The sequence below is a fragment of the Bradyrhizobium sp. BRP20 genome (assembly GCF_020194215.1).
Taxonomy (GTDB): Bacteria; Pseudomonadota; Alphaproteobacteria; order Rhizobiales; family Xanthobacteraceae; genus Bradyrhizobium; species Bradyrhizobium yuanmingense.
This window is the reverse complement of record NZ_JADYVY010000010.1, coordinates 1-26,655: the sequence shown is the minus strand read 5'-3', so window position 1 is coordinate 26,655 and position 26,655 is coordinate 1. Positions and strand designations below refer to the sequence as shown.

At 65.0% G+C, this 26,655-nt stretch carries 27 protein-coding genes and 1 tRNA gene; 17 read left to right on the top strand and 11 right to left on the bottom strand.

Annotated elements, in window-relative coordinates:
* Positions 1 to 2 precede the first annotated feature (2 nt).
* Together I6F33_RS23045 and mdlC are read left to right on the top strand one after the other, a co-directional pair.
* Positions 3 to 854 carry a MaoC family dehydratase N-terminal domain-containing protein gene (locus I6F33_RS23045; RefSeq protein ID WP_074447725.1) on the top strand — a complete coding sequence of 284 codons (852 nt, stop codon included), beginning with the start codon at positions 3 to 5 and terminating at the stop codon, positions 852 to 854.
* Positions 855 to 1,002: 148 nt separating this feature from the next.
* Positions 1,003 to 2,625, top strand: coding sequence for a benzoylformate decarboxylase (gene mdlC / locus I6F33_RS23040; RefSeq protein ID WP_225144226.1), 1,623 nt, complete (start codon positions 1,003 to 1,005; stop codon positions 2,623 to 2,625).
* 96 nt (positions 2,626 to 2,721) lie between these two features.
* Here mdlC and I6F33_RS23035 read toward each other — a convergent pair whose 3' ends face one another.
* Positions 2,722 to 3,498, bottom strand: a complete 777-nt coding sequence (locus tag I6F33_RS23035) for an SDR family NAD(P)-dependent oxidoreductase (RefSeq protein WP_225113922.1) — start codon at positions 3,496 to 3,498, stop codon at positions 2,722 to 2,724.
* A gap of 76 nt (positions 3,499 to 3,574) precedes the next feature.
* Between I6F33_RS23035 and I6F33_RS23030 the strand changes: the two genes are divergently transcribed.
* Positions 3,575 to 4,033, top strand: coding sequence for a MarR family winged helix-turn-helix transcriptional regulator (locus I6F33_RS23030; RefSeq protein ID WP_109145220.1), 459 nt, complete (start codon positions 3,575 to 3,577; stop codon positions 4,031 to 4,033).
* Between the two features lie 163 nt (positions 4,034 to 4,196).
* On the opposite strand, the gene I6F33_RS23025 is transcribed toward I6F33_RS23030, so the two are convergent.
* Both I6F33_RS23025 and I6F33_RS23020 read right to left on the bottom strand, forming a co-directional pair.
* Positions 4,197 to 4,991, bottom strand: a complete 795-nt coding sequence (locus tag I6F33_RS23025) for an SDR family oxidoreductase (RefSeq protein WP_225144225.1) — start codon at positions 4,989 to 4,991, stop codon at positions 4,197 to 4,199.
* A gap of 44 nt (positions 4,992 to 5,035) precedes the next feature.
* A complete protein-coding gene (locus tag I6F33_RS23020) occupies positions 5,036 to 5,731 on the bottom strand; it encodes a hemolysin III family protein (protein WP_036009743.1) in 696 nt (231 codons plus the stop codon).
* Between the two features lie 185 nt (positions 5,732 to 5,916).
* Between I6F33_RS23020 and I6F33_RS23015 the strand changes: the two genes are divergently transcribed.
* Both I6F33_RS23015 and I6F33_RS23010 read left to right on the top strand, forming a co-directional pair.
* Complete coding sequence (locus tag I6F33_RS23015) at positions 5,917 to 7,386, top strand: YcjX family protein (protein ID WP_225144224.1); 1,470 nt, start codon at positions 5,917 to 5,919, stop codon at positions 7,384 to 7,386.
* Positions 7,383 to 8,411, top strand: coding sequence for a YcjF family protein (locus I6F33_RS23010; RefSeq protein ID WP_225144223.1), 1,029 nt, complete (start codon positions 7,383 to 7,385; stop codon positions 8,409 to 8,411). Before I6F33_RS23015 ends, I6F33_RS23010 begins: the two co-directional genes overlap by 4 nt.
* Positions 8,412 to 8,430: 19 nt before the next feature.
* Here I6F33_RS23010 and I6F33_RS23005 read toward each other — a convergent pair whose 3' ends face one another.
* A complete protein-coding gene (locus I6F33_RS23005; protein ID WP_225113924.1) occupies positions 8,431 to 9,246 on the bottom strand; it encodes a DUF2927 domain-containing protein in 816 nt (271 codons plus the stop codon).
* Positions 9,247 to 9,317: 71 nt separating this feature from the next.
* Positions 9,318 to 9,896: a L,D-transpeptidase gene (locus I6F33_RS23000; protein ID WP_036009766.1), complete on the bottom strand. Its 579-nt coding sequence runs from the start codon at positions 9,894 to 9,896 to the stop codon at positions 9,318 to 9,320.
* Positions 9,897 to 10,156: 260 nt separating this feature from the next.
* On the opposite strand from I6F33_RS23000, the gene I6F33_RS22995 reads away from it, so the two are divergent.
* The 6 genes from I6F33_RS22995 (at position 10,157) to I6F33_RS22970 (ending at position 14,866) form a co-directional block, all read left to right on the top strand.
* The gene (locus I6F33_RS22995) at positions 10,157 to 11,704 is read left to right on the top strand and encodes an acetolactate synthase large subunit (protein WP_036009752.1); all 1,548 of its coding nucleotides are present in this window, start codon (positions 10,157 to 10,159) and stop codon (positions 11,702 to 11,704) included.
* 152 nt (positions 11,705 to 11,856) lie between these two features.
* On the top strand, positions 11,857 to 12,375 hold the full coding sequence (locus I6F33_RS22990) for a hypothetical protein (protein ID WP_036009755.1): 519 nt from the start codon (positions 11,857 to 11,859) through the stop codon (positions 12,373 to 12,375).
* A 175-nt stretch (positions 12,376 to 12,550) separates the two neighbouring features.
* Positions 12,551 to 12,889 carry a hypothetical protein gene (locus tag I6F33_RS22985; RefSeq protein ID WP_225144222.1) on the top strand — a complete coding sequence of 113 codons (339 nt, stop codon included), beginning with the start codon at positions 12,551 to 12,553 and terminating at the stop codon, positions 12,887 to 12,889.
* Between the two features lie 136 nt (positions 12,890 to 13,025).
* Positions 13,026 to 13,529 carry a hypothetical protein gene (locus I6F33_RS22980; protein WP_225144323.1) on the top strand — a complete coding sequence of 168 codons (504 nt, stop codon included), beginning with the start codon at positions 13,026 to 13,028 and terminating at the stop codon, positions 13,527 to 13,529.
* 55 nt (positions 13,530 to 13,584) lie between these two features.
* Complete coding sequence (gene greA, locus I6F33_RS22975) at positions 13,585 to 14,067, top strand: transcription elongation factor GreA (RefSeq protein ID WP_036009784.1); 483 nt, start codon at positions 13,585 to 13,587, stop codon at positions 14,065 to 14,067.
* A gap of 124 nt (positions 14,068 to 14,191) precedes the next feature.
* Positions 14,192 to 14,866, top strand: coding sequence for a hypothetical protein (locus I6F33_RS22970; protein WP_225126682.1), 675 nt, complete (start codon positions 14,192 to 14,194; stop codon positions 14,864 to 14,866).
* A gap of 48 nt (positions 14,867 to 14,914) precedes the next feature.
* Here I6F33_RS22970 and I6F33_RS22965 read toward each other — a convergent pair whose 3' ends face one another.
* Positions 14,915 to 15,688 carry an SDR family NAD(P)-dependent oxidoreductase gene (locus I6F33_RS22965; protein ID WP_225144221.1) on the bottom strand — a complete coding sequence of 258 codons (774 nt, stop codon included), beginning with the start codon at positions 15,686 to 15,688 and terminating at the stop codon, positions 14,915 to 14,917.
* A gap of 288 nt (positions 15,689 to 15,976) precedes the next feature.
* Between I6F33_RS22965 and I6F33_RS22960 the strand changes: the two genes are divergently transcribed.
* The 4 genes from I6F33_RS22960 (at position 15,977) to I6F33_RS22945 (ending at position 20,983) form a co-directional block, all read left to right on the top strand.
* Complete coding sequence (locus tag I6F33_RS22960) at positions 15,977 to 19,009, top strand: GAF domain-containing protein (RefSeq protein ID WP_225142086.1); 3,033 nt, start codon at positions 15,977 to 15,979, stop codon at positions 19,007 to 19,009.
* Positions 19,010 to 19,023: 14 nt separating this feature from the next.
* The gene (locus I6F33_RS22955) at positions 19,024 to 19,413 is read left to right on the top strand and encodes a response regulator (RefSeq protein ID WP_036009791.1); all 390 of its coding nucleotides are present in this window, start codon (positions 19,024 to 19,026) and stop codon (positions 19,411 to 19,413) included.
* 117 nt (positions 19,414 to 19,530) lie between these two features.
* The gene (locus I6F33_RS22950) at positions 19,531 to 20,370 is read left to right on the top strand and encodes a universal stress protein (protein ID WP_036009793.1); all 840 of its coding nucleotides are present in this window, start codon (positions 19,531 to 19,533) and stop codon (positions 20,368 to 20,370) included.
* 70 nt (positions 20,371 to 20,440) lie between these two features.
* Positions 20,441 to 20,983, top strand: coding sequence for a 2'-5' RNA ligase family protein (locus tag I6F33_RS22945; RefSeq protein WP_036009795.1), 543 nt, complete (start codon positions 20,441 to 20,443; stop codon positions 20,981 to 20,983).
* Between the two features lie 28 nt (positions 20,984 to 21,011).
* Here the strand turns inward: I6F33_RS22945 and I6F33_RS22940 are convergent, their stop codons facing one another.
* From I6F33_RS22940 to I6F33_RS22925, 4 genes are all read right to left on the bottom strand, one after another.
* Positions 21,012 to 21,434 (bottom strand): hypothetical protein, encoded by a 423-nt coding sequence (locus tag I6F33_RS22940; protein WP_225144220.1) that lies wholly within the window; start codon positions 21,432 to 21,434, stop codon positions 21,012 to 21,014.
* Positions 21,435 to 21,740: 306 nt separating this feature from the next.
* Positions 21,741 to 21,815, bottom strand: a tRNA-Val gene (locus tag I6F33_RS22935).
* Positions 21,816 to 21,974: 159 nt separating this feature from the next.
* Positions 21,975 to 23,288 (bottom strand): hypothetical protein, encoded by a 1,314-nt coding sequence (locus tag I6F33_RS22930; protein WP_074447726.1) that lies wholly within the window; start codon positions 23,286 to 23,288, stop codon positions 21,975 to 21,977.
* Positions 23,289 to 23,408: 120 nt separating this feature from the next.
* Positions 23,409 to 24,014: a DUF1134 domain-containing protein gene (locus tag I6F33_RS22925; RefSeq protein WP_036009799.1), complete on the bottom strand. Its 606-nt coding sequence runs from the start codon at positions 24,012 to 24,014 to the stop codon at positions 23,409 to 23,411.
* A 139-nt stretch (positions 24,015 to 24,153) separates the two neighbouring features.
* Here I6F33_RS22925 and I6F33_RS22920 point away from each other — a divergent pair, with 139 nt between their 5' ends.
* On the top strand, positions 24,154 to 24,639 hold the full coding sequence (locus I6F33_RS22920) for a YHS domain-containing (seleno)protein (RefSeq protein WP_036009801.1): 486 nt from the start codon (positions 24,154 to 24,156) through the stop codon (positions 24,637 to 24,639).
* A 10-nt stretch (positions 24,640 to 24,649) separates the two neighbouring features.
* Here I6F33_RS22920 and I6F33_RS22915 read toward each other — a convergent pair whose 3' ends face one another.
* Complete coding sequence (locus I6F33_RS22915) at positions 24,650 to 25,480, bottom strand: 3'(2'),5'-bisphosphate nucleotidase CysQ (protein WP_109145209.1); 831 nt, start codon at positions 25,478 to 25,480, stop codon at positions 24,650 to 24,652.
* 198 nt (positions 25,481 to 25,678) lie between these two features.
* Here I6F33_RS22915 and chpT point away from each other — a divergent pair, with 198 nt between their 5' ends.
* Positions 25,679 to 26,332: a histidine phosphotransferase ChpT gene (chpT, locus tag I6F33_RS22910; protein WP_036009803.1), complete on the top strand. Its 654-nt coding sequence runs from the start codon at positions 25,679 to 25,681 to the stop codon at positions 26,330 to 26,332.
* The last annotated feature ends 323 nt before the right edge of the window (positions 26,333 to 26,655 follow it).

The window sequence follows — 26,655 nt, the reverse complement described above, 5'->3', positions numbered from 1 at the left end:
TCATGACCGAGAAGCTCGACATCGATCATCTCAGGCAATGGATTGGGCGCAGCCAGGAGGCCACCGACATCGTCACCGCGCAGCTCGTGAAGGGCCTGCGCGCGACATTGTTCCAGGAGGTCGGCGAGCCCAAGACGGGCGATGCTGCGCCGTTCACGGTGCATTGGTGCCTGGCGCAGCCGGTGTTCCCGATGTCGATGCTCGGGCCCGACGGCCACCCGACCCGCGGCGGCTTCCTGCCGCCGGTGCCGCTGCCGCGCCGGATGTGGGCCGGCGGCGAGATCGAGTTCTTGCAGCCCTTGCGCGTCGGCGATGAATCGACGCGGACTTCGCGCATTGCCGACGTGCAGGTGAAATCAGGATCGACCGGCACGCTGTGCTTCGTCTCGGTCGAGCATAGCATCTCCTCGCCGAGGGGCACGGCGATCCGCGAGAGGCAGGACATCGTCTATCGCGAGATGACCGGCGGCGCGCCGGCTGGCGGCAAGGCGTCGCCTCCGCCGCCGCAGGCGCAGCATCGCGAAACGCATGTGTCCGATCCCGTGCTGCTGTTCCGCTACTCCGCGCTGACCTTCAACGGCCACCGCATCCATTACGACCGCGACTACGTCACTGAGGTCGAGGGCTATCCGGGCCTGATCTTCCACGGCCCGCTGCAGGCGGCGCTGATCGTCGAGATGGCGGCCAAGCTTCGCGGCGGCAAGGCGCCGAAGAAGTTTTCGTATCGCGGCGTGCAGCCGCTATTCGAAGGCACGGAGTTCTCGGTCAACGCCAACGAGACTGAGGCGGGCATGGAGCTGTGGACCGCGAACGCGGAGGGGCAGCCGACGATGAAGGGCACGGCGGTGTGGTGAGCCACCACTGTTTCTTCCCGTCATTGCGAGCGTAGCGAAGCAATCCAGAATCCCTCCGCGGAGATAATCTGGATTGCTTCGTCGCTTCGCTCCTCGCAATGACGGGGTGAGGCTGCTACCCTCAATCAACAACGCAGGGACGGAAACCATGGCCAGGAACGGCAAGACCGGCAGCAAGCCCGTCACCGTGAAGCAGGCGACGCTCAACCTTCTGCGCGCCTTCGGCATCGACAGGGTGTTCGGCAACCCTGGTTCGACCGAACTGCCGTTCCTGAGCGACTGGCCCGACGATATCGACTACGTGCTGGCGCTGCAGGAAGCTTCCGCCGTCGGCATGGCCGATGGCTATGCGCAGGCGACGCGCAATGCCGGCTTCGTCAATCTGCATTCGGCGGCCGGCGTCGGCAATGCGCTCGGCAACATCTACACCGCGCATCGCAACCAGACCCCGCTTGTGATCACCGCAGGCCAGCAGGCGCGCTCGATCCTGCCCTTACAGGCCTTCCTCTATGCCGAGCGCGCCTCCGAGTTTCCGCGGCCTTATGTGAAATACAGCGTCGAGCCGGCAAGGCCGGAGGACGTGCCCGCCGCGATCGCTCGGGCCTATTACACCGCGATGCAGCCGCCGTGCGGGCCGACCTTCGTGTCGATCCCGATCGACGACTGGGCCCATGCCTGCGCGCCGGTCGAGGCGCGGAAAGTGAGCCGCGAGATCGGCCCTGAGCTGGAGCCGATGAAGGCGCTGGTTGCGGCGCTCGCCTCAAGCAAACACCCTGCGCTCGTCGTTGGCCCCGGAATCGATCGCGCCGGTGCGGTGGAGCTGATGGTGCGCGTTGCCGAGAAGGCCAAGGCGAGCGTCTGGGTCAGTCCGTTCTCGGCACGCTGCTCGTTCCCCGAGCGGCATCCGCAATTCGCGGGCTTTCTGCATGCCTCGCCGGCGCAACTGTCCGACGCGCTGCGCGAGCACGATGTCGTCATCGTCATCGGCGCGCCGGTGTTCACCTTCCATGTCGAGGGCCATGCCGCGATCTTCGACCGCGGCGCGACCATCTTCCAGATCACGGATGACGCGGATGCCGCCGCGGTGACGCCATCAGGCACCAGCATCATCGCGACGATGGAGCCGGCGCTGAGCCTGCTGCTCGACCTGCTGCCGGAGAGCAAGCGCGCGGCGCCAAAAGGCCGCACGCTGCCGCCGGCGCCGCAGCCCGCCGATCCGCTGCCGGTCGAATTCCTGCTGCATTCGCTGTCGCAGGCAATGCCGGATGATGCATCACTTGTCGAGGAAGTGCCCTCGCACCGGCCGGCGATGCAAAAATTCCTGCCGATGCGCGGCCAGGACAGTTTCTACACCATGTCGAGCGGCGGCCTCGGCTATTCTCTGCCCGCCGCCGTCGGCATGGCGCTCGGCAAGCCGAAGCAGCGCACGGTGTGCCTGATCGGCGACGGCTCGGCGATGTATTCGATCCAGGCGCTCTGGACCGCCGTGCAGCGCAAGCTGCCGCTCACCGTCGTGGTCATCAACAATTCCGGCTACGGCGCGATGCGCTCGTTCAGCCAGGTCATGCAGGTGCGCAACGTGCCGGGGCTGGAGCTGCCGGGGATCGATTTCGTCCGGCTTGCCGAGGGCATGGGCTGCCGTGCGGTGCGGGTGACGAAGGCTGCGGAGCTGGGCGAAGCGCTGAAGCGCGGCATGGCGTATGCGGGCACGAGCCTCGTTGAGGTCGTCGTGGATTCCGCAGTGCCTGTGCTGTACGGGCAGAAGCATTGACCGTGTCGTAGCCCGGATGGAGCGCAGCGTAATCCGGGAATCCTGCCACAGGCGAGTCGGCCCTGGATTGCGCTGAGCTCCATCCAGGCTACGACATCACGACGCCAAAAAACCTCCGTCGGCCGCGAGCACATGCCCGACGACATACGACGACGCATCCGACGACAGCCACACCACGGCCTCGGCGACCTCCTCCGGGCTGCCCATCCGCCGCAGCGGCAGGCCTGCGCTGACCGTCGCCACATCGCCGACGCCGGCGCGCAGCATCATGTCTGTGACGACGCGGCCGGGCGCGATCGCATTGATGCGAATGCCGCGCGGCGCGTTCTCCATCGCCGCCGAGCGCGTCAGCGAGATCGCGGCGGCCTTTGAGGCCGAGTAGAGCGAAAAGCCTGGATTGGGATTGCGCACCCCGCTGACGGAGGTGTTGACGACGATGCTGCCGCGCCCCTGCGCCAGCATCGCCGGCAATTGATGGCGCAGGCAGAGGAACAGCGCGCGGACATTGGTGTCGAACACGCTGTCGTAGATCTCCGTGCCCTGCTCCTCCAGCGGCGCGCGGCGCTCCTGGAAGCCGGCATTGTTGAAGGCAACGTCGAGCCGGCCGCAGCGCCCGACGGCTGTGCCGACGAGGCGCGCGACCTCGTCTTCCTTCGTGATGTCGGTCTGAAGCGCGATCGCCTCCGTGCCGAGCCCGCGGCACGCGGCGGCGGTGGCCTCGATCTCGGCCTCGCGCCGGCCGGCGACGACGATCGCTTCCGCCCCTTCGGCCGCCATCCTCAGCGCCGTTGCGCGCCCGATGCCGCTGCCGCCGCCCGTGATCAGGCAAACCTTGCCGCTCATGCGCTGACCGGTCGGCAAGGCTTCGCTCATGGTCCACTCCAAACACTTGCGCGCGCCGTTGCGCTCATATAGTTGTATGATACAACTATATGGGTCGAGTCAAGCCATGGCCGAGCTTTCGCTGATTGACGACATCCGCGCCGCCTCGCGCCTGATGGTGCGCGAACTCGGCTTCATGGACGCCACGGTGGCGGCCTCGGGCTATCCGCCCTCGGCGGTCCACACCATCCTGGAGATCGGCATTCGTGGCCCCATGACGTCGGGCGAGCTCGGCGATTTCCTGCGGCTGGAGAAATCCAGCGTCAGCCGTCTGGTGCGCAAGCTGATCGATTGCGGCGAGCTCAAGGAGACGCCGGACGAGGCGGATGCGCGCAGCAAGCTGCTGTCGCTGACGGCGAAGGGCCGGCGCACGCTGGAGGCCCTCCACGCGTTCGGCCGGCAGCAGGTCCGCGGCGCGCTGGCGGCGCTGACGCCGGCCGAGCAGCGCACGGTGTGCGAGGGCATGATGCTCTATGCGCAGGCGCTGCGCGCGAGCCGGGTGGGGGAGACGGTGGCGGTGGTGTGATGCGCGAGGTTGCTGAAGCTGCTTCTACACGCTCGTTGTCATCGCCCGCGAAGGCGGGCGATCCAGTACTCTGAGACGGTTGTGGTTGAGCCGACAGGGGCGGCATACTGGATGCCCCGCCTCCGCGGGGCATGACAGCGTCTAGCGTGGGAGCACCTAACGGTCACTTCCCGAACTCCTCCCGCATCTTCGCCTGGATCTTGGCCATGCCGCCGATCCAGCGGTCGTAATTCTCGGTCTTCTTGCGCATGTAGCCGAGCACTTGCGGGTGCGGCAGGATCAGGAACGTCTCCTGCTCGAGGCCGGCGAGCACGTCTTTCGCCACTTGCTCGGGCGTCAGGTCGCCGTCGCCGGATTGCGGGCCCTTGGGAATCGAGCGCAGCATGTTGGTGTCGACACCCTGCGGACACAGGATCGAGACCTTGATGTTGTGGGCCTTGTGCGAGATCGCGAGATTCTCGGCAAAACCGACCGCCGCGTGCTTCGTCGTCGAATAGGCCGGGCTGCCGACCTGCGACAGCAGGCCCGCGGCCGAGATGGTGTTGAGGAAATAGCCGTCGCCGCGCGCCCTCATCCGAGGGACGAGATGCCGCGCCGCATAGACATGCGCCATGACGTGGATCGCCCAGCTGCGCTGCCAAGGCTCGTCGGAAGCGCCACCGGCGTTCTCCGACATTGGATCGAAGCCGCCGCCGATGCCGGCGTTGGAACAGAACAGCGCGATCGGGCCGAACTGCCGCTCGGTCTCCTCGATGACGTGGACGATGTCCTTTTCCTGCGCGACGTCGCATTTGAACGCGGCGCCATCGACCATGGCCGCGACCGCTCGCGCATTGGCCGCGTCCATGTCCGCGACCACGACCTTGGCCGCACCCGCATTGTGAAAGGCCTCGCACAGCGCCTTGCCGATGCCGTTTGCGCCGCCCGTGACGACCACGACCTTGCCGGTCACCTGCATGCGACGTCTCCTCTCGTCTTCTTATACCGCTTCGCGGAAACTTCTCAGCTCAACACGAGGTCGAGCACCGCGGTATAATGACATGCCGCGCCGGCCAAGACAAAGCCGTGCCAGATCGCATTCTGAAAGCGCAGCCGCCGCCAGGCGTGGAAGATCACGCCGAAGCTGTAGAGCAGGCCGCCGGCAAGAATGAAGCCCAGCACCAGCGTGGGCAACGCCCTGACCACGGCATCGTAGAGCATCATGCCGCTCCAGCCCATCGCGAGATAGATGCCGACCGAGACGCGGTCGAACCGGCCGGGATAGAGCAGCTTCAGCACGATGCCGAGGATTGCGACGCACCAGACGCCGGCCAGCAGCACCAACGCGAACACGCTGTCCTTCAGCTCCAGGATGAACGGCGTGTAGGTCGCGGCGATCAAGAGATAGATCGCGGAATGGTCGAAGCGGCGCAGCAGCCATTTGGCCGGCGAGACCGGCCAGAGATTATAGGTCGCCGACAGCACCAGCATCGAGAGCAGGCCGGCGACATAGACGGAGACGCCGACGATGTCGGTGGCGTCGGCATAGACCGCCGTCAGCACCACCAGCACCGTCGCGGCAATGATGCCCGCGAGCACGCCGATCCCGTGGACGATGCCGTCGGCGATCAGCTCGGCGCGATCGTAGTCCCAGCCGATCGCGTCGGCTGCGGCGTGGACGGAAGAGGATGCAAGCTGCTTCAACTGGAAGACGGTCATGGCAATCCGCAAAGGCTCGAGGCAATGCCCTCTAGATGGGTGTTTCAGGACCGGCGGGTCGTTCAAACGGCTGATTTGCCGAGAAAGGCGGTGGAAGTATGAAAGCTTGAATTTCTTCAGGCAATTGCCACTTTTGTGACTAATCCGTTTTGCGTATCCCTCGCCCGAGATCCCCTCACGTTCATATGGCATTCAGTTTCCAGGATATGGTCGAGGAAGCGCGGCTGTCGGCGCGGGCGCTGATCGACTTCGGCGAGCACTTCTTCAACCCGACGGTGCGGCTTGGTGTCACCGGTCTGTCGCGCGCCGGTAAGACCGTATTCATCACCGCGCTGATCCATGGACTGACGCGTGGCGGCAGGTTTCCGGTGTTCGAGGCCTACGCCTCGGGCCGGATCGCGCGGGCGCACCTGGCGCCGCAGCCGGACGATGCCGTGCCGCGCTTTGCATATGAGAGCCATCTGCGCGCGCTGATGGAGGAACGGCGCTGGCCGAGCTCGACCGTGGATATCAGCGAGCTCAGGCTCGTGATCGACTACCAGCGCCCGAACGGCGCCGACCGCACGCTGACGCTCGACATCGTCGACTATCCCGGCGAATGGCTGCTGGACCTGCCGCTGCTCCACAAGAGCTACGAGCAATGGTCGGCGGAGAGCCTGGCGCTGTCGCGCGAGGCGCCGCGCGCGCATCTCGCGGCCGAGTGGCACAGTCATCTCGCGACGCTCAAGCCCGAAGCGCGCGAGGACGAGCAGGCGACGCTGACGGCCGCAAAGCTCTTCACCGATTATCTGCGCGCCTGCCGCAACGAGCGGTTTGCGATGAGCCTGTTGCCGCCCGGTCGCTTCCTGATGCCCGGCAATCTCGCCGATACGCCGGCGCTGACCTTTGCGCCGCTGGACGTGCCTGCGGGCGGGCAGGCGGGTGAGGGATCGCTGTGGGCGATGATGGTGCGGCGCTTCGAAGCTTACAAGGACGTCGTGGTGCGGCCGTTCTTCCGCGATCATTTCGCGCGGCTCGACCGTCAGATTGTGCTGGCCGATGCGCTCGCCGCGTTCAACTCCGGCCCCGAGGCGCTGCACGATCTCGAAGCCGCGCTCGCCGGCATTCTCGACTGCTTCAACACCGGCCGCAGCACGATCCTCTCCAGCCTGTTCCGGCCGCGCATCGACCGCATCCTGTTCGCGGCGACCAAGGCGGATCATCTGCATCATTCCAGCCACGACCGGCTCGAGGCGGTGCTGCGCCGCGCCGTCTCGCGCGCGGTCGCGCGCGCGGAAAACACCGGCGCGGCGATCGACGTCGTCGCGCTCGCCGCCGTGCGCGCCACGCGCGAAGCACAGGTGGCGCACGGCCGCGACAAGTTGCCGTCGATCCTGGGAACACCTGCCGCGGGCGAAAGCGCCGGCGGCGAGTTCTTCGACGGCAACACCGAGGTTGCGACCTTTCCGGGCGATCTGCCGCTCGATCCCGAACCGCTGTTCAATGGGACGGATGCGTTCCGCGGGCTCGCGTCGGAGGCGGCCGGGAACAGCGATTTCCGCTTCCTGCGCTTCCGCCCGCCGAAGCTCGAGCGCGAGGGTGCCGACGAGCCGACGCTGCCACACATCCGCCTCGACCGTGCCTTGCAGTTCCTGATCGGAGACAAGCTGTCATGACCGAGCGATCCAAGCCACGGCGGCCGGCGACGTTCCGGCTCGACGATCCCGGCGTCGTCGTCGCCGAGGCCGACGAGACCGGCCGTCTCGGTCGCGCCACCATCCAGATCACGCCGGAGCCCGACCCGGCGATGCTGCCGGTGCCGGTGCAAGCCGCAGTCCCGGCGCGGCGCGGCTTTCCCTGGGGCACTCTGTTCTGGTCGGGGCTCGCCGGATTGACGCTGCTCGGCACCGGGCTCGGCGTGGTCCATCTGGTCGAGGATCTGTTCGCGCGCAGCCAGACGCTCGGCTTCGTTGGACTTGCCTTCGCCGCCGTCACCGCGCTGGCGCTTGCGGTGGTGATCGGGCGCGAGGCGTTCGGTCTCGCGCGTCTTGCGACCATCGAGAAGCTGCACCAGCGCGCAGCTTCCGTGCTGGCCAGCGACGATCGCAAGGAGAGCCGGGTCATCGTCCAGGACCTGCTCAAGATCGCGCACCAGAACCCGCAGCTGGCCCGCGCCCGCGCCACGCTGGAGAGCCATGCCGGCGAGATCATCGACGGCGCCGACATGATCCGCCTCGCCGAGCGCGAGCTGATGTCGCCGCTGGACGCCGAGGCGCGGCGGCTGGTGTCGTCGGCCGCGCAAAAGGTCTCGATCGTGACGGCGGTGAGCCCGCGCGCCGCCATCGACGTGCTGTTCGTGTTCGTGGCGGCACTGCGCCTGATCCGCCAGCTCGCTTATCTCTATGGCGGTCGTCCCGGCGCGCTCGGCATGATCCGCCTGCTTCGCCACGTCATCGCTCATCTCGCCATCACCGGCGGCATGGCCGCGAGCGACAGCCTGGTGCAGCAGATGCTCGGCCACGGCATCGCGGCGAAGCTGTCGCAGCGCCTGGGTGAAGGCGTGCTGAACGGGCTGCTGACCGCGCGGCTGGGATTGGCCGCGATCGATGTGACGCGGCCGCTGCCGTTCGCGGCCCTGCCGCCGCCGAAGCTGTCGGATCTGGCGACGGATCTGCTGCGGAAGAAGGACGCCGACGAGTAGATCGCTCCCTTAGACCGCCTCACTCCTTCAGATTATTCGCCCGTTTCACCCAGGCGCGCACGTCCTTGAGGACGGCGGGAAGCACGGTCTTGACCTCCGCCACGGTCATGCCCGCCTTGATGCGGGGATCGTACAGAAGGTTGAGGATGTACTGGTCGTAGACGTCGAAATAGCCCATCGAGACGTTGTCGTTGAACATGGTCCAGGGCACGCTCGTGGTGTCGTTGATCGGCCCGAGCGATTGCAGCAGCTCCTCATAGGCGCAATCGAGGAAGGTGAAATCGCCGTTGTCGACGGTGAGGATGACGTCGGAATGCTCGATCTCGAAATTGTCGTTCTTGCGGAAGCCGGACAGGCATTGCGGATCGAGCGAGGAGCGGATCTCGCGCGCCTTCTCGGCGCCGTAGAAGCTCGAGATGGTGCGGAAGAGATCGCGGTCGCGCACCAGCTTCACGCGCACATTCGCCGCTTCGTTGGTGTCGATCATGGCGATGTCGAGATGCTGCACGCGCTTGCCGATGTCGGCCACGACCTTGGCGAGCTGCGTCTTGCGATCCTCGCGGTCGCTCTCGGCGTAGACGCGTACCGGCCCGTCGAACTTGCGGATGCGGTCGACGCGGCCGGCAAGATGGTATTCGGCGCCGAATGCCGTCTTCAGGAAGCCTTCAATGATCTCGCCGTCGGTGAAGCTCTTCTTCTCGGCGCGCTGGCGCGAGGACACCGCGGGCAGCTCGGCGGCGGCAGCCATGGGTGCGATGTCAGGCGCGCAGGCGAGCGTCGCGAGGGCCAGCAGGGCGAAGCGAAAGCCGGGCGAGGGCGGGACGAATGCGCTCATCGTGCTGTGACGCTGCCGCATTCGCCCCGCGTGCACAAGAGCGCAAATTCACGCGCCGCGCGGGTTCCTGGTCAGTTGTTCAGCACCACCACCGGGGTGCCGATCGAGACGCGGCTATAGAGGTCGGTGACGTCGTCGTTGGTCATGCGGAAGCAGCCCGAGGAGACGGCCTGACCGATCGTCTCCGGCTCGTTGGAGCCGTGGATGCGGTACAGCGTCGAGCCCAGATACATGGCGCGGGCGCCGAGCGGGTTGTCGATGCCGCCCTTCATGTGGCGCGGCAGGTCCGGCCGGCGCGCCAGCATCTGCGAGGGCGGCGTCCAGTCCGGCCATTCCCTCTTGGCGGTGATCCTGTGCACCCCGGCCCAGCGGAAGCCGTCGCGGCCGACGCCGATGCCGTAGCGCAGCGCCTGCCCATTCCCGAGCACCAAATAGAGCCGCCGCTCGGCGGTGTTCACCACGACGGTGCCCGGGGCGTAGCTGCCGTTATACATGACGGTGGTGCGGGGGATCGGGCTCGCGCCGCCGCGGCCGATATAGCTGGTGGAACTGGTGCCCGTGAAGTCTATCATCCCCGTCGCGGACGCGTCGGCTGCGCCAGCCAGCAGCAGCGCCATTGCGGCCATCGGTGCGGCAAAAAACCGGATCATCATCTCCCCCAGAAAAAAAATCGATTCAACCGGACCCAGAGGCCATATTTGCGCGCGTTTCGCAAGCCACGGGCCCGTGAGGGTCGCATCGTTAACGACTGACGTTACCAAATCGCAACTGCGCCAATTTGCTGGAAAGCGTTAGCCAAACCGGCGTCTCACCACGCGGGGCAGGGCCGCAATGCCCGCTATTGCTTTGACGCGCCGCGCGAACAATGATTGACCGAATGGATCACTGGCAGGTTGCGGGAGCAGACAGAATGAACGGTGCGGAAAGCCTGGTGCGGACGATGGTCAAGGGCGGGGTGGACGTCTGCTTCACCAACCCCGGCACCTCCGAGATGCATTTCGTCGCGGCGCTCGACCGTGTCCCCGGCATGCGCTGCGTGCTCGGCCTGTTCGAAGGCGTGGTGACGGGCGCGGCCGACGGCTATTTCCGCATGAAGGGCACGCCGGCCTCGACCCTGCTGCATCTCGGCCCCGGCCTCGCCAACGGCCTTGCCAATCTGCACAATGCCAAGAAGGCCAATTCCGGCATCGTCAACATCGTCGGCCAGCACGCCGTCTACCACATCGGCTACAACGCGCCGCTGACCTCCGACATCGAAGGCCTGGCCCGGCCGATGTCGTCCTGGGTCCGCACCTCGCCGGATGCCAAATCGGTCGCCGCGGACGGCGCCGCCGCCATTGCCGCCGCGAAAAGTGCGCCGCCGCAGATCGCGACCCTGATCCTGCCCGCCGACACCGCCTGGAACGAGGCCGACGGAATCGCCGAGGTTCCGGCCGAGCAGCAGCGCGCCAGCTATTCGCCGCAGGCGGTCGAGCAGGCCGCAAAGATCCTGCATGGCGACGGCGAAGGCACGCTGCTCCTGATGACCGGCAGCGCGCTGAGCGCGCAGGGTCTGGCGCTGGCCGAGCGCATCGCCGGCAAGACCGGCTGCACCGTGATGGGCCCGACCTTCCGTCCGAAGATGGCGCGCGGCCGTGGCCGTTTCTCGATCGACCGCATCCACTACGTCATCGATCAAGCCCTGCCGATGCTGGCGAAATTCCGTCACATCGTGCTGGTCGAGTCCGACGACCCCGTGGCGTTCTTCGCCTATCCGAACAAGCCGAGCATGCTCAAGCCGCAGGGCTGCGAGGTGCATCGCATGACCTCCTGGGGCGAGAATTCGGTCGCCGCGCTCGAGGCACTCGCCGGCGCCGTGAAGGCCAGCACCAGGGACGTCAAGCCGCAGGCTCTGGCTGAGCTGGTCAAGCCGACCGGCGCGCTCACCTTCGCCTCGATCGCGCAGGCCATTGCCTGTGCGATCCCCGAGAACGCGATCATGGTCGACGAATCCCTCACCACCGGCCGCGGCTTCTTCCCGCCGACGGCGGCGGCCGCCCCGCACGACTGGCTGCAGAACATGGGCGGCTCGATCGGCTTCTCGACGCCGCTGTCGATCGGTGCCGCGATCGCCTGCCCGGACCGCAAGGTGATCACCATGGTCGGCGACGGCAGCGCGATGTACACGATCCAGTCCCTGTGGACCCAGGCACGCGAGAACCTCGACATCGTCACCATCGTGTTCGCCAACCGCATCTACCAGATCCTGCGCGGCGAGTTCGACAATGTCGGCGCCGGCGAGCCCGGCCAGCGCGCCAACGACATGCTCCGCCTCGACCGCCCGACCCTGGACTTCGTGGCGCTGGCCAAGGGCATGGGCGTTCCCGGCCGCGCCGTCACCAACGCCGACGAGTTCAACAAGGCGCTGGCAGAGGCCGTCGCCGAGCCCGGCCCGCGCCTGATCGAAGTTCAGATGTAGACCGGACCGATTGCGCCGCGAATTCCGGTCTCATGTAGCCCGGATGGAGCGTAGCGTAATCCGGGGCTGGTGTGTTTTGCGAGAGTCCCGGATTGCGCTACGCTTCATCCGGGCTACCAACTTGGCGCGCACGTGATGGGCCCGGAGGCACGATGCAGACCGAGCTGAATAAGGTGATCGCGGCTGTCAGGGACTTCTACGCCCACGAGGGTTTCCTGTTCGAGAAGGACGTCGGCGAGCGGGCGGTCACGCACCGTTTCGCGGTGCATCTCGAAAAGCAGTTCTCGGGCTGGTCGGTCGACTGCAATTACGACCGGCTCGGCGAGCGCACGCTGCATCTGCCGCACGGCACCATCATCTCGACCGACGACCATCTCGGCAAGTCGATCTACCCCGATGTCGTCGTGCATCAGCGCGAGATCCCGAACAATCTGCTCGCCGTGGAGATCCGCAAGGCGAGCAACCACACGCCGCTCGATCACGACCAGCACAAGCTGCGGGCGCTGACCGACGTCCATGTCTGGTTTCCCTATTGGATCGGCCTGCTCCTGGTGCTGGACAGGCAACATGTGACGATGTCGGAGGTCTATGTCAGCGGTGCCGTCGACGAGCCGCTGTCACGCTGGTTCGCCTCGCGACTGGAGGAGACCGGCCGCGCAGCTCGCGCATAGCCGAGCGCGCCATTGCGCACCTGCGCACGCTGCGATGTCGTGAGGCAGACCATGCCGGGAGTGTGACCCCCACCACAGTTCCGGCGTGCGATCGGGCCTATCGTGGGCGGACTTGCACGCGTCGATGCCGGGGGCCTACGCTGGCTCATTCGGATCAGGTATTTTGGAGGTTCTGATGCAGAAATCATATTTGCTGGCTGCGACGGCAGCGCTGATGCTCATGATGCAATCGCCGCTCGCGCTGGCGCAGGGCGCGCCGGCCGCGGGCGGAACCGCTGCGCCTGCCGCGACAAGCACTGCGCCGGCTGCGACGACCACGGTGCCAAGCGCGACCACCGACACGTCCAGCCAGCCCACTGACGGCAAGAAGAGCGCGTCGAAGAAGCCGGCGAAGAAGAAGATGACCCGCCAGCAGGAGATCGATCATTCGGTCGACACCGGCACCGTGCCGGCGCGCTATCGCAGCTCGGTGCCCAAGCGGTACCACCAATACATTCCGTTCGCTAAGCAGTAACGGATCGCACCGTGGCGCGACGTGATCGAACGTGGTGCCGCCGATCATTCGGCGGCGTCCGGCCCTCCATTGCGCCACATCGCCGGTGGCGGTCTGCGCGAGCGGTGCTAGAGTAGGCCGAAGCCCGGGGGGAATGATGAGCGACGAGGTGAAGGATGCCGGCCTTGTGGCCATGATCAGCAGCATCCTGGGAAGCAACAAGCGCGCAGACCCTGTTGCACCGCCTCCGCTCGCCGAGGTCCCGCCGATCGTGCCGGCGGATCCCGTGGAGCCGGCCGCGACGTCCAGGTCCGAGTCCAAGTCCGAGTCCGGATCCGATGCGGCCGAAGCCGAGAGCGCGCCCGATGCCGCAGCGGCCGCCGCCGAGCCGGCCGAGCCGCCCGCGCAAATCGCAACCACGCGGGACGGCAAGCGGCTGCTGCCGGCGGAGGCGATCGCCGATCTCGTGCTCGGCGAGCTGCGCAAGCTGGACAACTTCCCGAGTTCCGGCGTCTCGGTCACGGTCTACGGTTACCGGCACTGGAACGCGATGCTCACTTTCGCGCCGTTCTCCACCAGTTTCCAGAACGCAACCCGGTTCCGCCAGGCCGTGCCGGACCTCGTCTTCAAGCTCCGCCGTTTCGTCGAACTTGAGATATAATCTCGGTCGTCGGCGCCATGGCGTCGCAAGCGAAACAGTTCGACAGGATCTTCAATTGAGCGTCGCCTTCACCAAGGAAGAGAGCGCCGAAACCGCGTCCGAGACGCTGTTGCCGGACCGCCCGATCTCGCCGCATCCGAACCTCGTGACGGAAGCAGGCTTCAACGCATTGCAGGCGCAGCTCGCCGAAGCGCGGGCGGCCTATGAAGCCGCGCAAGCCATCGAGGACGTCAACGAGAAGCGACGGCAGTCCGCCGTGCCCCTGCGCGATCTCCGCTATCTCACGGAACGCTTGCGTACGGCGCAGGTGATGCCCGATCCTGTCGCGACCGAAATCGTTGCGTTCGGCAGCACCGTGAGCTTCAGCCGCGCTGACGGCCGCGTCCAGACCTACCGCATCGTCGGCGAGGACGAAGCCGATCCCAAGGCCGGCTCGATCTCGTTCGTCGCGCCCGTCGCGAGGTCGCTGATGGGCAAGGCGGTCGGCGACGTCGTCGGTTCAGGTGCGCAGGAGATCGAGATCCTGTCGATTGCGTAGGGGTGCGCAAGCCGAGGTGAGTTGCGTGGCAAAGAGCGCCATCGACAGCCTCAATCCCATTCGCCTAAAGCAGATCCGGAACAGCGCGAGGCCGTCGTCTCCGCCAAACGAAGTTGATGATTGGATGAGACGGTTTTTGTCTGGAGCCTTGCCGTTCTATGCGCTGGCGGGCCTCGCCATGTGCATGTACCTCGTTCTCTACAGGACGAGCCTGTTCGACCTGAACGCCATCGTCCATGGCGCGGCCGGGTCGGCATGGTTTCCAGCCTTCATGTTCGCCTGCGTGCTGGTGGAAGCGGTCTTCCCGTATTTCGGCTATTTTCCCGGCACCGCCCTCATCCTGATGTCCGTGGCGCTCAGTCCGAAGGCCGTGGATGGCTCCGTCTTCCTCGCGGCGTGGCTCGCCATCATCCTGGGCGCCGTTCTCAGCTATGGACAAGCGCGTTTCTTCAGGCCGTTTCTGCAGCGGGTGGCCTCGAAGGCGGCCTTGCGCCGATGCGAGTCCCTGTTCGACGCCTATGGCCGCTATGCGCGCATTGCCTTGTTCGTTCATCCCAACGCCTGTTCGATGTATTTCACGGCCCTCGGACTGCTCGGCCGCAGCCTGACGCGCGAGCTCGCTTATCTCTGCGTGGGTGCCGCGGCCGCAGTGGGCATTCTGTTCGTCATCGTATCCCGGCTGGTGTCGTCCATCGGCCCCACCGACAACGGCGAATTGCAGGTGCTGCTGGCAGCCGCGCTGGTCGCCATGGGGACACTGATCGGTCTCTACACGGCCTGGCGGCCGAAGGCCGCCTGAAGCCTGCTTCGTCATTGCGAGTCTGCAATGACAACGAATCGTTGTGCGTCACTCCTCCGGCAGCTCGACGCCCGTCAGCTCGGTCAATTTGCCGATGAGCCGGTCCTGAAACCTCGGATCGGTCGCCTCACGGGCCGGCTCTTGCTGCTCGAGATGATGCCAATAGCGGCCGCTCACGAGGGCCGCAGGATCCTCGCTGACTGCCAGCCAGGTCTGGGTCCGTTGCCCGGTGTCGATATCGACAGGGGCGCCCGCGCCTCCCATCTTCGTGCGCACCCAACCGGGATCGACGGCGTTGCAGAGGACGTTGGGCCACCGCCGCGCCAGCGCGTAGGCGAGCGCGACGACGTGCAGCTTGCTCTCGGCATAGGCCGTGGCGGCGTTCCAGGCCCGCTTGGTCCAATCGAGGTCGTCGAGCGAGCCCTCTCCGCCGCGGTGCAATCCGCTGCTGAGATAAATCAATCGAGCGGGCCGCGCGATCAGAGCCGTCAGCGTGAACGGCGCAAGCGTGTTGATGGCCAGCGTCTCGGCATGGCCTTCCGGCGTCGCGCCGCGGCTCGGCCGCGTGTAGACGCCGGCATTGTGAATGACCGCATCCATGCGCCCGATCGCGTTGATATGGTCCGCGATGCTCCGCGTCTCCCCCGCGCTCCTGAGATCGCCGATCACCAATCCCTTCGCACGCGAAGTGAGGCCGCCGAGAGCCGTGGCACGATCGGCTGAACGCGCGTGCAGCACCACGCGGTGCCCCTGATCGAGCAGCGATTGGGCCGCCGCCCGGCCGAGGCCATCGGTGCTGCCGGTGATGAATATGGTCGCCATGGGGCTCTCCTAGGTGTTTCGGGACGCAATCTACGGCGCTCGCGGCACGTGGGTCCCGCGATCCCCCTGGCGCCAGCACCAGGCGGACCCGAGGTAAATCGGCCTCCAGCGGCATTGTGTGAAACTTGCCGCTTCGGTCGATCACGAGGACGAATTGACGCGTAGTCGATCGAAAATCAACTCACGGTATGTCTGGTCGGAAGCACCTGATGGTGAAATAATTCCCGGCGCTTTCTTGATTAAATTTTGACGTCGGCCGCGAACCGGCTGCCGACACGGATTGTCATCATGGCCGCGCTTCCTCAGGGCGTTGTGGCGGAATTGCAGCAGGAGAACGCGCGGCTCCTGGCCGAGTTGCGCGCCGCACAAGATCGCGAGACCGCCACCGCGGACATTCTCAAGATCATTGCCAGCTCGCCATCGGAGGTGAAGCCGGTATTCGATGCAATCGCGAGGCGCGCAAATGCCTTGCTCGGCGGCTTTTCGACGACCGTATTCCGCTTCATCGACGGCAATGCCCACTTGGCGGCGTTCACGCCGACGAATTCTGCCGCCGATGAAGCTTTGAAGAAGATGTTTCCGCGTCCGATCACCGATTTCGAGAGTTTTGCGAGGACACAGGCGGGCAAGGTGGTGCCGACCCCCGATACGGAAGCGTTGACGAACGAGATCAAATTCATCGCGCGCGCCCGCGGCTTTCGCAGCATGTTGTTCGTTCCGCTCGCGACTGGCGGCGTGGTGATCGGCATGATCAGCGTCACGCGGGCAGAGCCGGGGGCCTTCGCTCCGCATCACGTGCAGCTTCTGCAGACCTTCGCCGACCAGGCCGTCATCGCCATCGAGAACGTGCGGCTGTTCGACGAGGTGCAGGCGCGTACCGACGACTTGCGGGAATCGCTGCAGCAGCAGACCGCGACCGCCGATGTGTTGAAAGTCATCAGTCGCTCCGCGTTCGATTTGCAAACGGTTCTCGACACGCTGACGGAATCGGCGGCGTCGCTGTGTGGGGCCGACATGGCGGCAATCCTCCGGCAGGACGCCGATGGCTCCTTCTATCACGCAACTCGGTACAATTTCTCGCCGGAGTGGGCCAAGGTCTCGGCGGGCGTTCGGCTCAATGCTGGACGCGGTAGCCTCGTTGGGCGCGTCCTGCTGTGCGGCAAGGCTGTTCAGATTCCGGATGTCCTGGTCGATCCCGACTATGCCTATCCCGAGCAACAGAGGGCCGGCGGTTACCGCACCCTTCTGGGCGTACCCCTGCTGCGGTCCGGAGAAGTGATCGGCGTGCTATTCCTGGGCCGCAAGACCGCGAACTCGTTCACGGACAAGCAGATCGACCTGGTCTCCACTTTCGCTGATCAGGCCGTGATCGCGATTGAGAATGTGCGGCTGTTCGATGAGGTCCAGGCGAAGACGCGCGATCTCGCCGAATCGCTCCAGCAGCAAACTGCGACCGCCGACGTGCTGAAGGTGATCAGCCGCTCGACCTTCGACCTGCAAACCGTGCTCGACACGCTGGTCGATTCGGCGGCACGGCTGTGCGAGGCGGAGATGGCCTTCATCATGCGCCGCGAGGGCGATGAATATCAGGCCGGAGCAGCGGTCGGGTTTTCCGAGGACTACATTGCCTTTCTGCGGGCTCATCCGATCGCTCCCGGCCGGGGCACGGTCACGGGTCGAGCCGTCCTCGAACGCCGTCCGGTGCAAATCCTCGACGTCGCTGCCGATCCCGAATACGGCCTGGAGGCGTCGATCACGATCGCTGGTCAGCGCACGGCGCTCGGTGTTCCCCTTCTGCGCGAAAATGAGCCGATCGGCGCGATCGTGGTCGCCCGCAAGCGCGTGCAGCCCTTCACCGAAAAGCAGATCGAACTCGTCGCCACCTTTGCCGACCAGGCGGTGATCGCCATCGGCAATGTGCGTCTGTTCGAGCAATTGAATGAATCGCTGGCGCGGCAGACGGCAACGTCGGAGGTGCTGGAGATCATAAGCGCTTCATCGGGCGCGCTCGCTCCGGTCTTCCACAAGATGCTGGAGAATGCGACGCGAATTTGCGGCGCCGGCTTTGGCACCATGAATCTGTACGAGGAGGGCGGCTTTCGCACGGTCGCATTGCACAACGCGCCGCAAGCTTATGTCGATACCCGGCTCTACCAGAACATTCGCCCACATCCCGCGAGCGGGCTCGGCACCGTCGAGAAGAGTCATCAGACCGTTCATATCGACGACATCAGGACGCAGCCGCCCTATATCGAAGGCAACCCCAATGTTCGCGCGCTCGCTGACCTTGCCGGCGCAAGGACCCTCGTCATCGTTCCCATGCTCAAGGAAGATGAGCTGATTGGCACGATCACGATCTTCCGCCAGGAAGTGAAACCCTTCACAGACAAGCAGATCGAGCTCGTGTCCAACTTCGCACACCAGGGCGTGATCGCGATCGAGAATGCACGCCTGCTGAATGAACTGCGCGAGCGCACCATGGAATTGTCGCAATCGCTCGAGGAATTGCGAAATACGCAGGATCGGCTGGTCCAGACCGAGAAGCTTGCCTCGCTCGGGCAACTCACCGCCGGCATTGCGCACGAGATCAAGAACCCGCTCAATTTCGTCAACAATTTTGCTGCGCTGTCCTCCGAACTGACCGACGAGCTCGGCGACGCGCTGCGCTCAGCCGGCCTCGGCGAGGTGGAAAGGCAGGACATCGACGCGCTGATCCACATGCTGCAAGGTAACCTGGAAAAGATCGTGCAGCACGGAACGCGCGCCGATTCCATTGTCAAGAATATGCTTCTGCACTCCCGCGAGGGGTCCGGCGAACGCCGCGCGGCGGAGATCAACGCCATCCTCGAAGAAAGTCTCAACCTGGCCTATCACGGAGCCCGCGCTGAAAGAGCCGGCTTCAATATCACGCTTGAAAGAAAACTCGATCCGTCTGCGGGAGCCCTCGAGCTGTATCCGCAGGAAATCACGCGGGTGTTCCTCAATCTGGTTTCAAACGGTTTCTACGCGGCCAGCAAACAAAAGGAGGTCGTCGGTGACGGCTTCGAGCCAAGACTGCGTGCGACGACCACAGACCTCGGCGGCGCCGTCGAAATTCGCATTCGCGACAATGGCACCGGCATCCCGGCCGACGTCAGAGAGAAGATATTCAATCCATTCTTCACGACCAAGCCGGCCGGCGAAGGAACTGGCCTTGGGCTTTCGATCTGCCACGACATCATCGTGAAGCAGCACGGCGGCAGCATCGAGGTCGATACCGAGCCGGGCGAATATACCGAGTTCATTATTACGCTGCCGCGTACGCGGGCGGCACCATTGTAGAGCGGAGGCAGAAATTGAGCGTCTATATCATGGTGGTCGACGACGAGCCCGATGTCGAGGCGCTGTTCCGCCAGCAGTTTCGGCGCGATCTGCGCGCCGGTCGTTTTCTGATGGAGTTTGTATCCTCGGCGCCCCTGGCATTGCAGCGCGCGGCCGAGATTGCGGATGCCACCCTGATTCTGATCCTGTCCGACATCAACATGCCCGGAATGAGCGGACTGGAGATGCTGCCTATCGTGCGCTCGGCCCGCCCCGATGTACCGGTTATCATGATCACGGCCTACGGTGATGCCGAGACCAAGCGCAAGGCGCTGGAGAAGGGCGCCGCCGACCTGTTAACCAAGCCAATCGACTTCGCCGCGCTGCGCCAGGAGATCGATGCGAGGCTTGAGCAGGCCGCATGATTGCAACCGTTGACGGTGGCAAACCAGAGCGGCTCGCAAAGTGAAGCTGTTGCAGACGCCGCCCCAATTGAGAGCATGCATCCACCGTCAATCTTCGTCAGAAAATCGAGATTCGAAATGAAGACGCTCCTGGTCCCGCTTCAGAATATTCCGATGATGACAGCTACGCTCGCTGTGGCCGTAGGCCTAGCGCGTCGCTCCGGCGCCTATATCGAAGGCTTTCCACTCCGGTTCGGCATCCCTCAATATGCGGCCGCCGAATTGGCCACCGGCATTCTCCTGGACACGTATCAAGTGAAGAGCGAAGCCGAACTGAACGACATGCGCAACTTTTTCGAAGCATTCATGCTGAAGCATGATGTTCCCCGCGCCACCGCAGGGTCGAACCCGCCATGCTTCGGCTGGCTGGAGACCGCGCCTGAGGGCGAAGACTTTGTCGGAAGTTATGGGCGCGCTTTCGATCTGATCGTGATGGCGCGGTCTGACATTGATGCGGTGGGCCCTCACCGCCGCGCGATTGAGTCCGCGCTGTTTGAGAGCGGCAGGCCCGTTCTACTGGCGCCGTCGAATGGACCAAGAAGCGTCGCAACAAACATTATGATCCACTGGAACGGGAGTACCGAGCAAGCTCGGGCAAACGCATTTGCCATGCCGTTGCTTCGTCTGGCCGAAAGGGTATCGATCCTAACCGTTGTCGGCGGCCAAGCGGTGCCAGGACCGTCTGCCGGTCAGATCGCTCGGCAACTCCAATACAATGGCATTGCGGCCAGCTTGATCAGCGTTGAGCTGGACGGGCGCGAAACTGGTGAGGCGGTCCTCGATGCCGCCAGGGCACACGGTTGCGATCTATTGATCAAAGGAGCCTTCACCCGCACGCGGCTACGGCAGATGATATTCGGTGGAGCGACCAGCTATATCATGGAGCACGCGGATATCTCCGTCCTTATGGCTCACTAGCGCGCAAAAGGCCTGGTTTTATCGCCATTGGTGAGGCAAAAATCCATTGCTTTACAGAGCAACCAAGCGCATGGCTTTGGCTATCAACATTCGGTCCGACCATTCCTCCGCAGAGCGCATCGAAGCCTTGTGGGATGAAGTTGCCGCGTTTGAGAGCCAGCCTTCGATGAGGGGGCTCGGTTATCGGCCGCATTTCACATTCGCCATTTATGATGCGCCCGAGATTACCGCGAAGACCGCGTGGGAGACCATGCTCCGCGCAGTTGGAGGCGAAGGGCCATTGCAGGTCGCGTTCAGGCGAATTTGTTGGTTCGCAGGTCCGCCGCTCGTGCTCTGGGCGGAGCCGGAGTTCGATGAAACGCTCGTTTGGTGGCACGCTTCCATCAACGCTGCAATCGATCCAGCCTTGTGTCGGCTGCATTATCGGCCGGAAAACTGGCGACCTCATTGCACGCTCGGCACACAAATCGCCGACGCAAAGCGCGATGACGCGATCGCTTTCGCGCAGTCATTCAGCGGCAGCATCAGCGTGCTGTTCGACGTCGTGGATTGCGTTTCTTTTCCGCCAGTGCGCGTGGTTGCGGAGCAGAGATTGCCGGTTCGGTCTCCATGAAGTGGTGATCATTCGTCGAGCCCGCAGATCATTTGTAATCGATCCGGATCGAGCCGACCTTCTCATCGTGCCGGATGAAGCCTCCCTCGACCCCTGGCATCATCGCAATTTCGACGACGTTGCTCCCGCGCCAGCTGGGTAGTATCTCCGCGTGACCGGCGAAGCCGAGGAATGCGTGGTTGCGATCAGGTGAAAAGGTCCGGTCCATCGGTGCGATGCTCGCATATGTGGAATCCGGAACCGTTGCGTTGCATTCCTGCCTGAAGACGAACACGGCCTTGGTGCCGTCGGGCGACCGCGTCGAGCTCAGGACCACGTTGCGGCAGCTGGCAAATCCTTCGAGTGCGAACCAGATGAGACCAACCATGGCCGCGATTCCGATGCCGGCCACAGCAAGCACCGCGATCGCGATTCGTATCCAGAGTTTCGAAGGAGGGCGAGGGAGCGTCATCCAGCTCATCCCTGAATCTCTAAGCCGGCGATGCCGTGCGGGCCCTCAGGCGCAGCATGCTCATCAAGCGTGCGCCCCTCCCGATGATGCCATCATGCCCCTGTTTTGCCCGACGGAGCAAGGAAAATTCGGAAAAGTCGTAACCCTTTGATCCGACTGAGGTCGGCTACTGTGCATGGGGTTGTTTTCGAATTTTTGACAGAGCGGAAGCAAGACCCGCAGTCCGTCTACGCTCTTCGAGCTACGCCGAACACGCTTCGCTGCCATTGGGGGTGGCTGCGCCACGCGAAGCCTTTTGGCGAAGCGTGGTGGGCGCACAAGGGATCGAACCTTGGACCTCTCCCGTGTGAAGGGAACGCTCTCCCGCTGAGCTATGCGCCCGGGACCATCATGCAGGCGGCCGCAACCTTAGGCCGGCCGGCACATCGGAGCCCGCGATTTAGAAGTGCCGGCCCAAGGTGTCAAGTTTTCAAGGCGTCGCCGGGGCGGAAAACCTTGGTCAGGTCGCGCCTTCCGCAGGGGAAGCCGGATTTTGGCCGGTTACGCGCCCTGCTGGCGGGCGCGGGAGGCGTGGGCCTGGAGCGCGCGGATGCGCTCGGCGAGCGTTCCGCCGCCTTCGGGCAGGCGGGGCGCAGAACCGCTGCTGGTCGCGGCGCCGTTGGTCGCGGCATCGTTGGCCGGGCGCGGCGCCGGCTTCGGCGGCTGGCCGGCCTCGGCCGCGAGCAGCGCCTCGATCGGCGAGTTCGGGCCTTCGAGCTGCATCGCGAGTTTTGCCACCTCGGCCGCGATGTCGTTGATGCGCTCGCGCAGAAGCGCGTTCTCCATGCGCTCGGTCGCCCAGGAACTCTCGGCCTGCTGCTGGATCGCGTTGATGTCGCGCTGGAGTTTCGCGCGTTCGTCGCGTGCGCTGCGCAACTGCTCCTCCAGCGCGGCCTTTTCCGCGCGCAGCTGCTCCATCGCAGCCGACGACTTGCCGCCGCTGAGGCCCGCGATCTCGACGCGCAGCTCCTTGATGGTGCGCTCGTTGGCCTCGTTGGCCTGGCGCAGCTGGTTGTTCTCGTAGTCGCGCTCGGCGAGCAGCTTGCCCTGCGTGGCAAGGCGTCCTTCGAGATCGGCGACGCGGCTCGACAGCATCTCGGCCTCCTTGACCTGCACGATGAGCTGGCGGTCGAGCTCGGTGACGCGCTGGCTCAGATTCTCGACGCGGCCGCGCGCCTCGCCGAGCTCGCGCGAGGCGGTCTCGGATTCGGTGCGCTCCTGTGCGAGGCGCGCTTGCGTGGCGGCAAATTCCTTCTCGGCATCGCCGACCCGGTGCTTCAATTCCTCGATCTGCGCGCGCACTGCGACCAGCTCGACCTGGCGGCTCTCCGCCATCATCGAGCGGTCGGACAGTTCGGAGTTGATCTTGGCGAGCTCGGCCTGCTTGTCCGTCAACGCGATCTCGGCTTCGCGCAAGGACGCCGTCTTGGCGGCGAATTCCTCCTCGGTGGCGCGGAGCTGCTCCTTCACCGCCTTCTCGCGCGCCTCCAGCGCGAAGATGGTGGCGTTCTTCTCGCCGAGCTCGATCTTCATGCGGTTGATGGCGTCGCTCTTCTTGCCGAGCTCGGCGAGCTGGCTCGTGGTCTTGTTCTTGAGCTGCTCGACGCTCATCTCGAGCCGCCGCGCGGACATGGCGAATTCGGCGCGGAGCTGGTCCTTGTCGGCCTGGATCTCGGCCATCGATAGCGGGGTGGCGGCCTCGAGCCGGCGCGTGGTCAGGCGCACCGCGCGGTTATGCACCAGCGGCACGATCGCAAGCCCGCACAGCATCGAGAGCAGGAAACCGATCGCCAGGTACATGATCGGTTCGACCATGGGCCAGAACTCCCAAGCTTAAGGAAAAATTCACCAACGACAATGCCATGGCGGGCCGGCAGAAAGCCAGCCCCGCTCTGTCGTTAACCTTGATCGGTGGGCAGTGGGGAGGACGTGGGCCTAGAACGGGTTCCAGGTCGCCCGCGGGGTGTATTTGAGATAGCCGATATTGGCGCCGAGGCGCAGGCCGAGCCCGGAGCGGATCGGCACCAGCACGATGTTGTTGGAGGTCAGCGCGGTCATGCCGAAGCCGCCGATGATGTAGGCCGAGCCGTCGATGCCGGCGAAGCGCTGGTAGATCGCGTTGGTGGCCGGCAGGTTGTAGACCAGCGTCATGGTGCGGGCGCCGTCGCCGCCCCAGTCGAAGCCGAGCGAGGGGCCCTGCCAATAGACGCGCAAGTCGCCGGCGTTCTTGGTGTAGAGCGTGCCCTCGCCGTAGCGCAGGCCGGCGACGAAGGCGCCGGAGCCTTCCTCACCAAGGATGTAGCCGTTCGGCAGGCCCCATTGGCTGACCGCCTTCTCGATGATCGAGGCGAGCCCGCGCGAGACGTTGCCGAAGAAGCGATGGCCGGCGGTGACGAGCTCGTCCGGCCCATAGGTATTGGGCGTCGGGGTCCGCTGCGGCGGCGGCAGGTCAGGCGGCGGCGCCTGCTGGGCGGAGGCCGGCACGATCCAGCCGATCATCGCGGCAAGCGCGAGCGCAGCAAGGCGTGATGCGAAAGTCATAAAAGAACCCCTGGTACCGAATCCGGTCGCTTCCTTAACCTCACGCCAACAGGCATGGCCCTAGGTTGCGCCGGATGTCCCCTCGACTCGGATGTTATCCGCAGCAACTATGACGGCACAACGGCAGGAAGATAGCCCTTTGCGCCCCGGAATTGCCTTGATCGCCCGCCGCCTCTGCCTGCTGGCGGGCATTTGGATCCTCGGTGCCGGCGGACCGACAGGCGCCGCCACCACCGAGCGGATCGTCGTCAACCGCTTCAGCGGCGTCGCCATTGAGGGCTTCGACCCCGTCGCTTATTTCGTCGCCGGCGCGGCCGTGCAGGGGACGGCGGAGTTCGAGGCGAACCTCTGGGGGGCCGTCTGGCGCTTCCGGAACGAGGGCAACCGCGCCTCTTTCCAGGCCCATCCCGAAATCTACGGACCGCAATTCGGCGGCTACGATCCGGTCGATATCGCCCGCGGCGTCACCGTCCCCGCCAATCCGCATTTCTTCGCGATCGTGGCGCAGCGGCTCTATTTGTTCAGCCGGGAAGACAATCGCGACGCCTTCGTCGCCGATCCCGAGCGCTTCCTCTATGAGGTGGGCAAGCGCTGGCCGGCCCTGCAGGAGAAGCTCGGGCAGTAACGAGCCCTGGTCAGTCGCAGCCTACCGCCTGCGGGTCGCCCCACGCGATGAATTCCGGGATGATGAAGCCGGTATCGCTGCGCTGGCCAAATCGGAGCTCGCCGCCCTTGCCGTCGGTCACCTTGCCGCCGGCCGCGGTCACGACCGCGCAGCCGGCTCCGACGTCCCATTCCGAGGTCGGCCCGAAACGGGGATAGATGTCGGCGCCGCCTTCCGCGATGCGGCCGAATTTCACGGCCGAGCCGCACGTCATCCTGACGGCATTGGGCCTGTCGGCGATGAACGCCTCGCTTCTGGCATCGCCGTGCGAACGGCTCACTGCGGCGATCCAAGGCTCCCCGCGCGCCGGCAGCTTGCGGGTGCGGATCGGCTCGGCGGCGGCGATCGTCGCGCCGTTGAACCTCACGCGCTCGGCACCGCGGCCGACGATGCCGCGCCAGAGCAGCCCGAGTGCGGGCGCGCTCACGATGCCGAGCACCGGCACGCCTGACGTCACGAGGGCAAGATTGACGGTGAACTCGTCGCGGCCGGCGACGAACTCCTTGGTCCCGTCGAGCGGATCGATCAGGAAGAAGCTGCCCTGGAACGGCGGGGAGGCGAGCTGGGTCCGCTCCTCCGACAGCGTCGGAACGTCGCCCGCGAGCTGCGCGAGTCCGTCCGCGATGATGCGGTCGGCGGCAAGGTCGGCCTCGGTCACCGGCGAGCCATCCTGCTTGCCGTCGATCCGCATGGCCGCGCGGTTGACGGCGAGGATCGCCTCGCCCGCCTTCACCACCAGCGCAGTCAGCGGCTCCATCAGGCCGGCAGCGGCCGCTCCGTCAATGATCCGTTTCACCTGCATGCCTCATCTGTCGGCAATATCGTTCCTCGTCCACTGATTCGCCCCGATCGATTCGCCTGGGCTTATGGCCGCCTCGAACCGATCGCAAGCTAGCTGCCGCGGGGTTGCGAATGTTAGAACCCGCAGCATCCGTCAAGCATGCGTGATTCGCGGCGTCCAGCGCCGTGCAATTCCAGGAACCCTCCAGGACCCCATTATATGTCTGACGCATCGTCGCCCGCGACCACTGCCGCTCCCGATATGCTCGAACTCGCCGCGCTGCTGTGCTCGCGGGTCTGCCACGATCTCATCAGCCCCGTCGGCGCCATCGTCAACGGGCTCGAAGTGCTCGACGACGATCCCAAGCCCGAGGACCGCGAGTTCGCGCTCGACCTGATTCGCAAAAGCGCCAAGACGGCCTCCGCCCGGCTGCAGTTCTGCCGCCTTGCCTTCGGCGCGGCCGGCTCCTCCGGCGCGCAGATCGATCTCGGCGATGCCCACACCATGGCGAAGGGCCATATCGAGGACGGCAAGTGCTCGATCACCTGGAATCTGCCGCGGCTGCTGCTGCCGAAGAACCGCGTCAAGCTGCTGCTCAACATGCTGGTCGTCGCCCAGCACACGATCCCGCGCGGCGGCATGCTGACGGTCGATCCGGTCGGCGAGGGCGAGGTGATGAGCTTTCGCATCACCGCGACCGGACACAATGCACGCCTGCCGCAGAACATCTCCGAGCTCCTGAGCGGCGAGCGCGGGCCGGCTGCCGATGCGCATGCGATCCAGCCTTATTATACGCGGCTGCTCGCGCAGGCCTGCGGGCTCACCGTGACGCTCAAGCCCGAAGGCGAAGCCATCATCGTTACCGCTTCGTAAACGCGAAGCATCGTTTCCGACGCGTTAATGCAATCTTTACGAGGCGCTTCGGCTTGTCCGGAGCGCCTTATCTCTTTGTTGGTGCCGTTCTTTTGCACATACTCAACCAATATTAAACGCTTTGCGGTGAAGCTGGCCCCATTCCGAAATGGCGCATCACGCCTCGTGCGCGCCCTTCCTGTATGAAGGCCTGTTTTCATGGATGATCTGTTGCGGGAGTTTCTGACGGAGACCAGCGAGAGCCTGGACACCGTGGACAATCAGCTGGTGAAGTTCGAGCAGGAGCCGAACAACGCCAAGATCCTGGATAACATCTTCCGCCT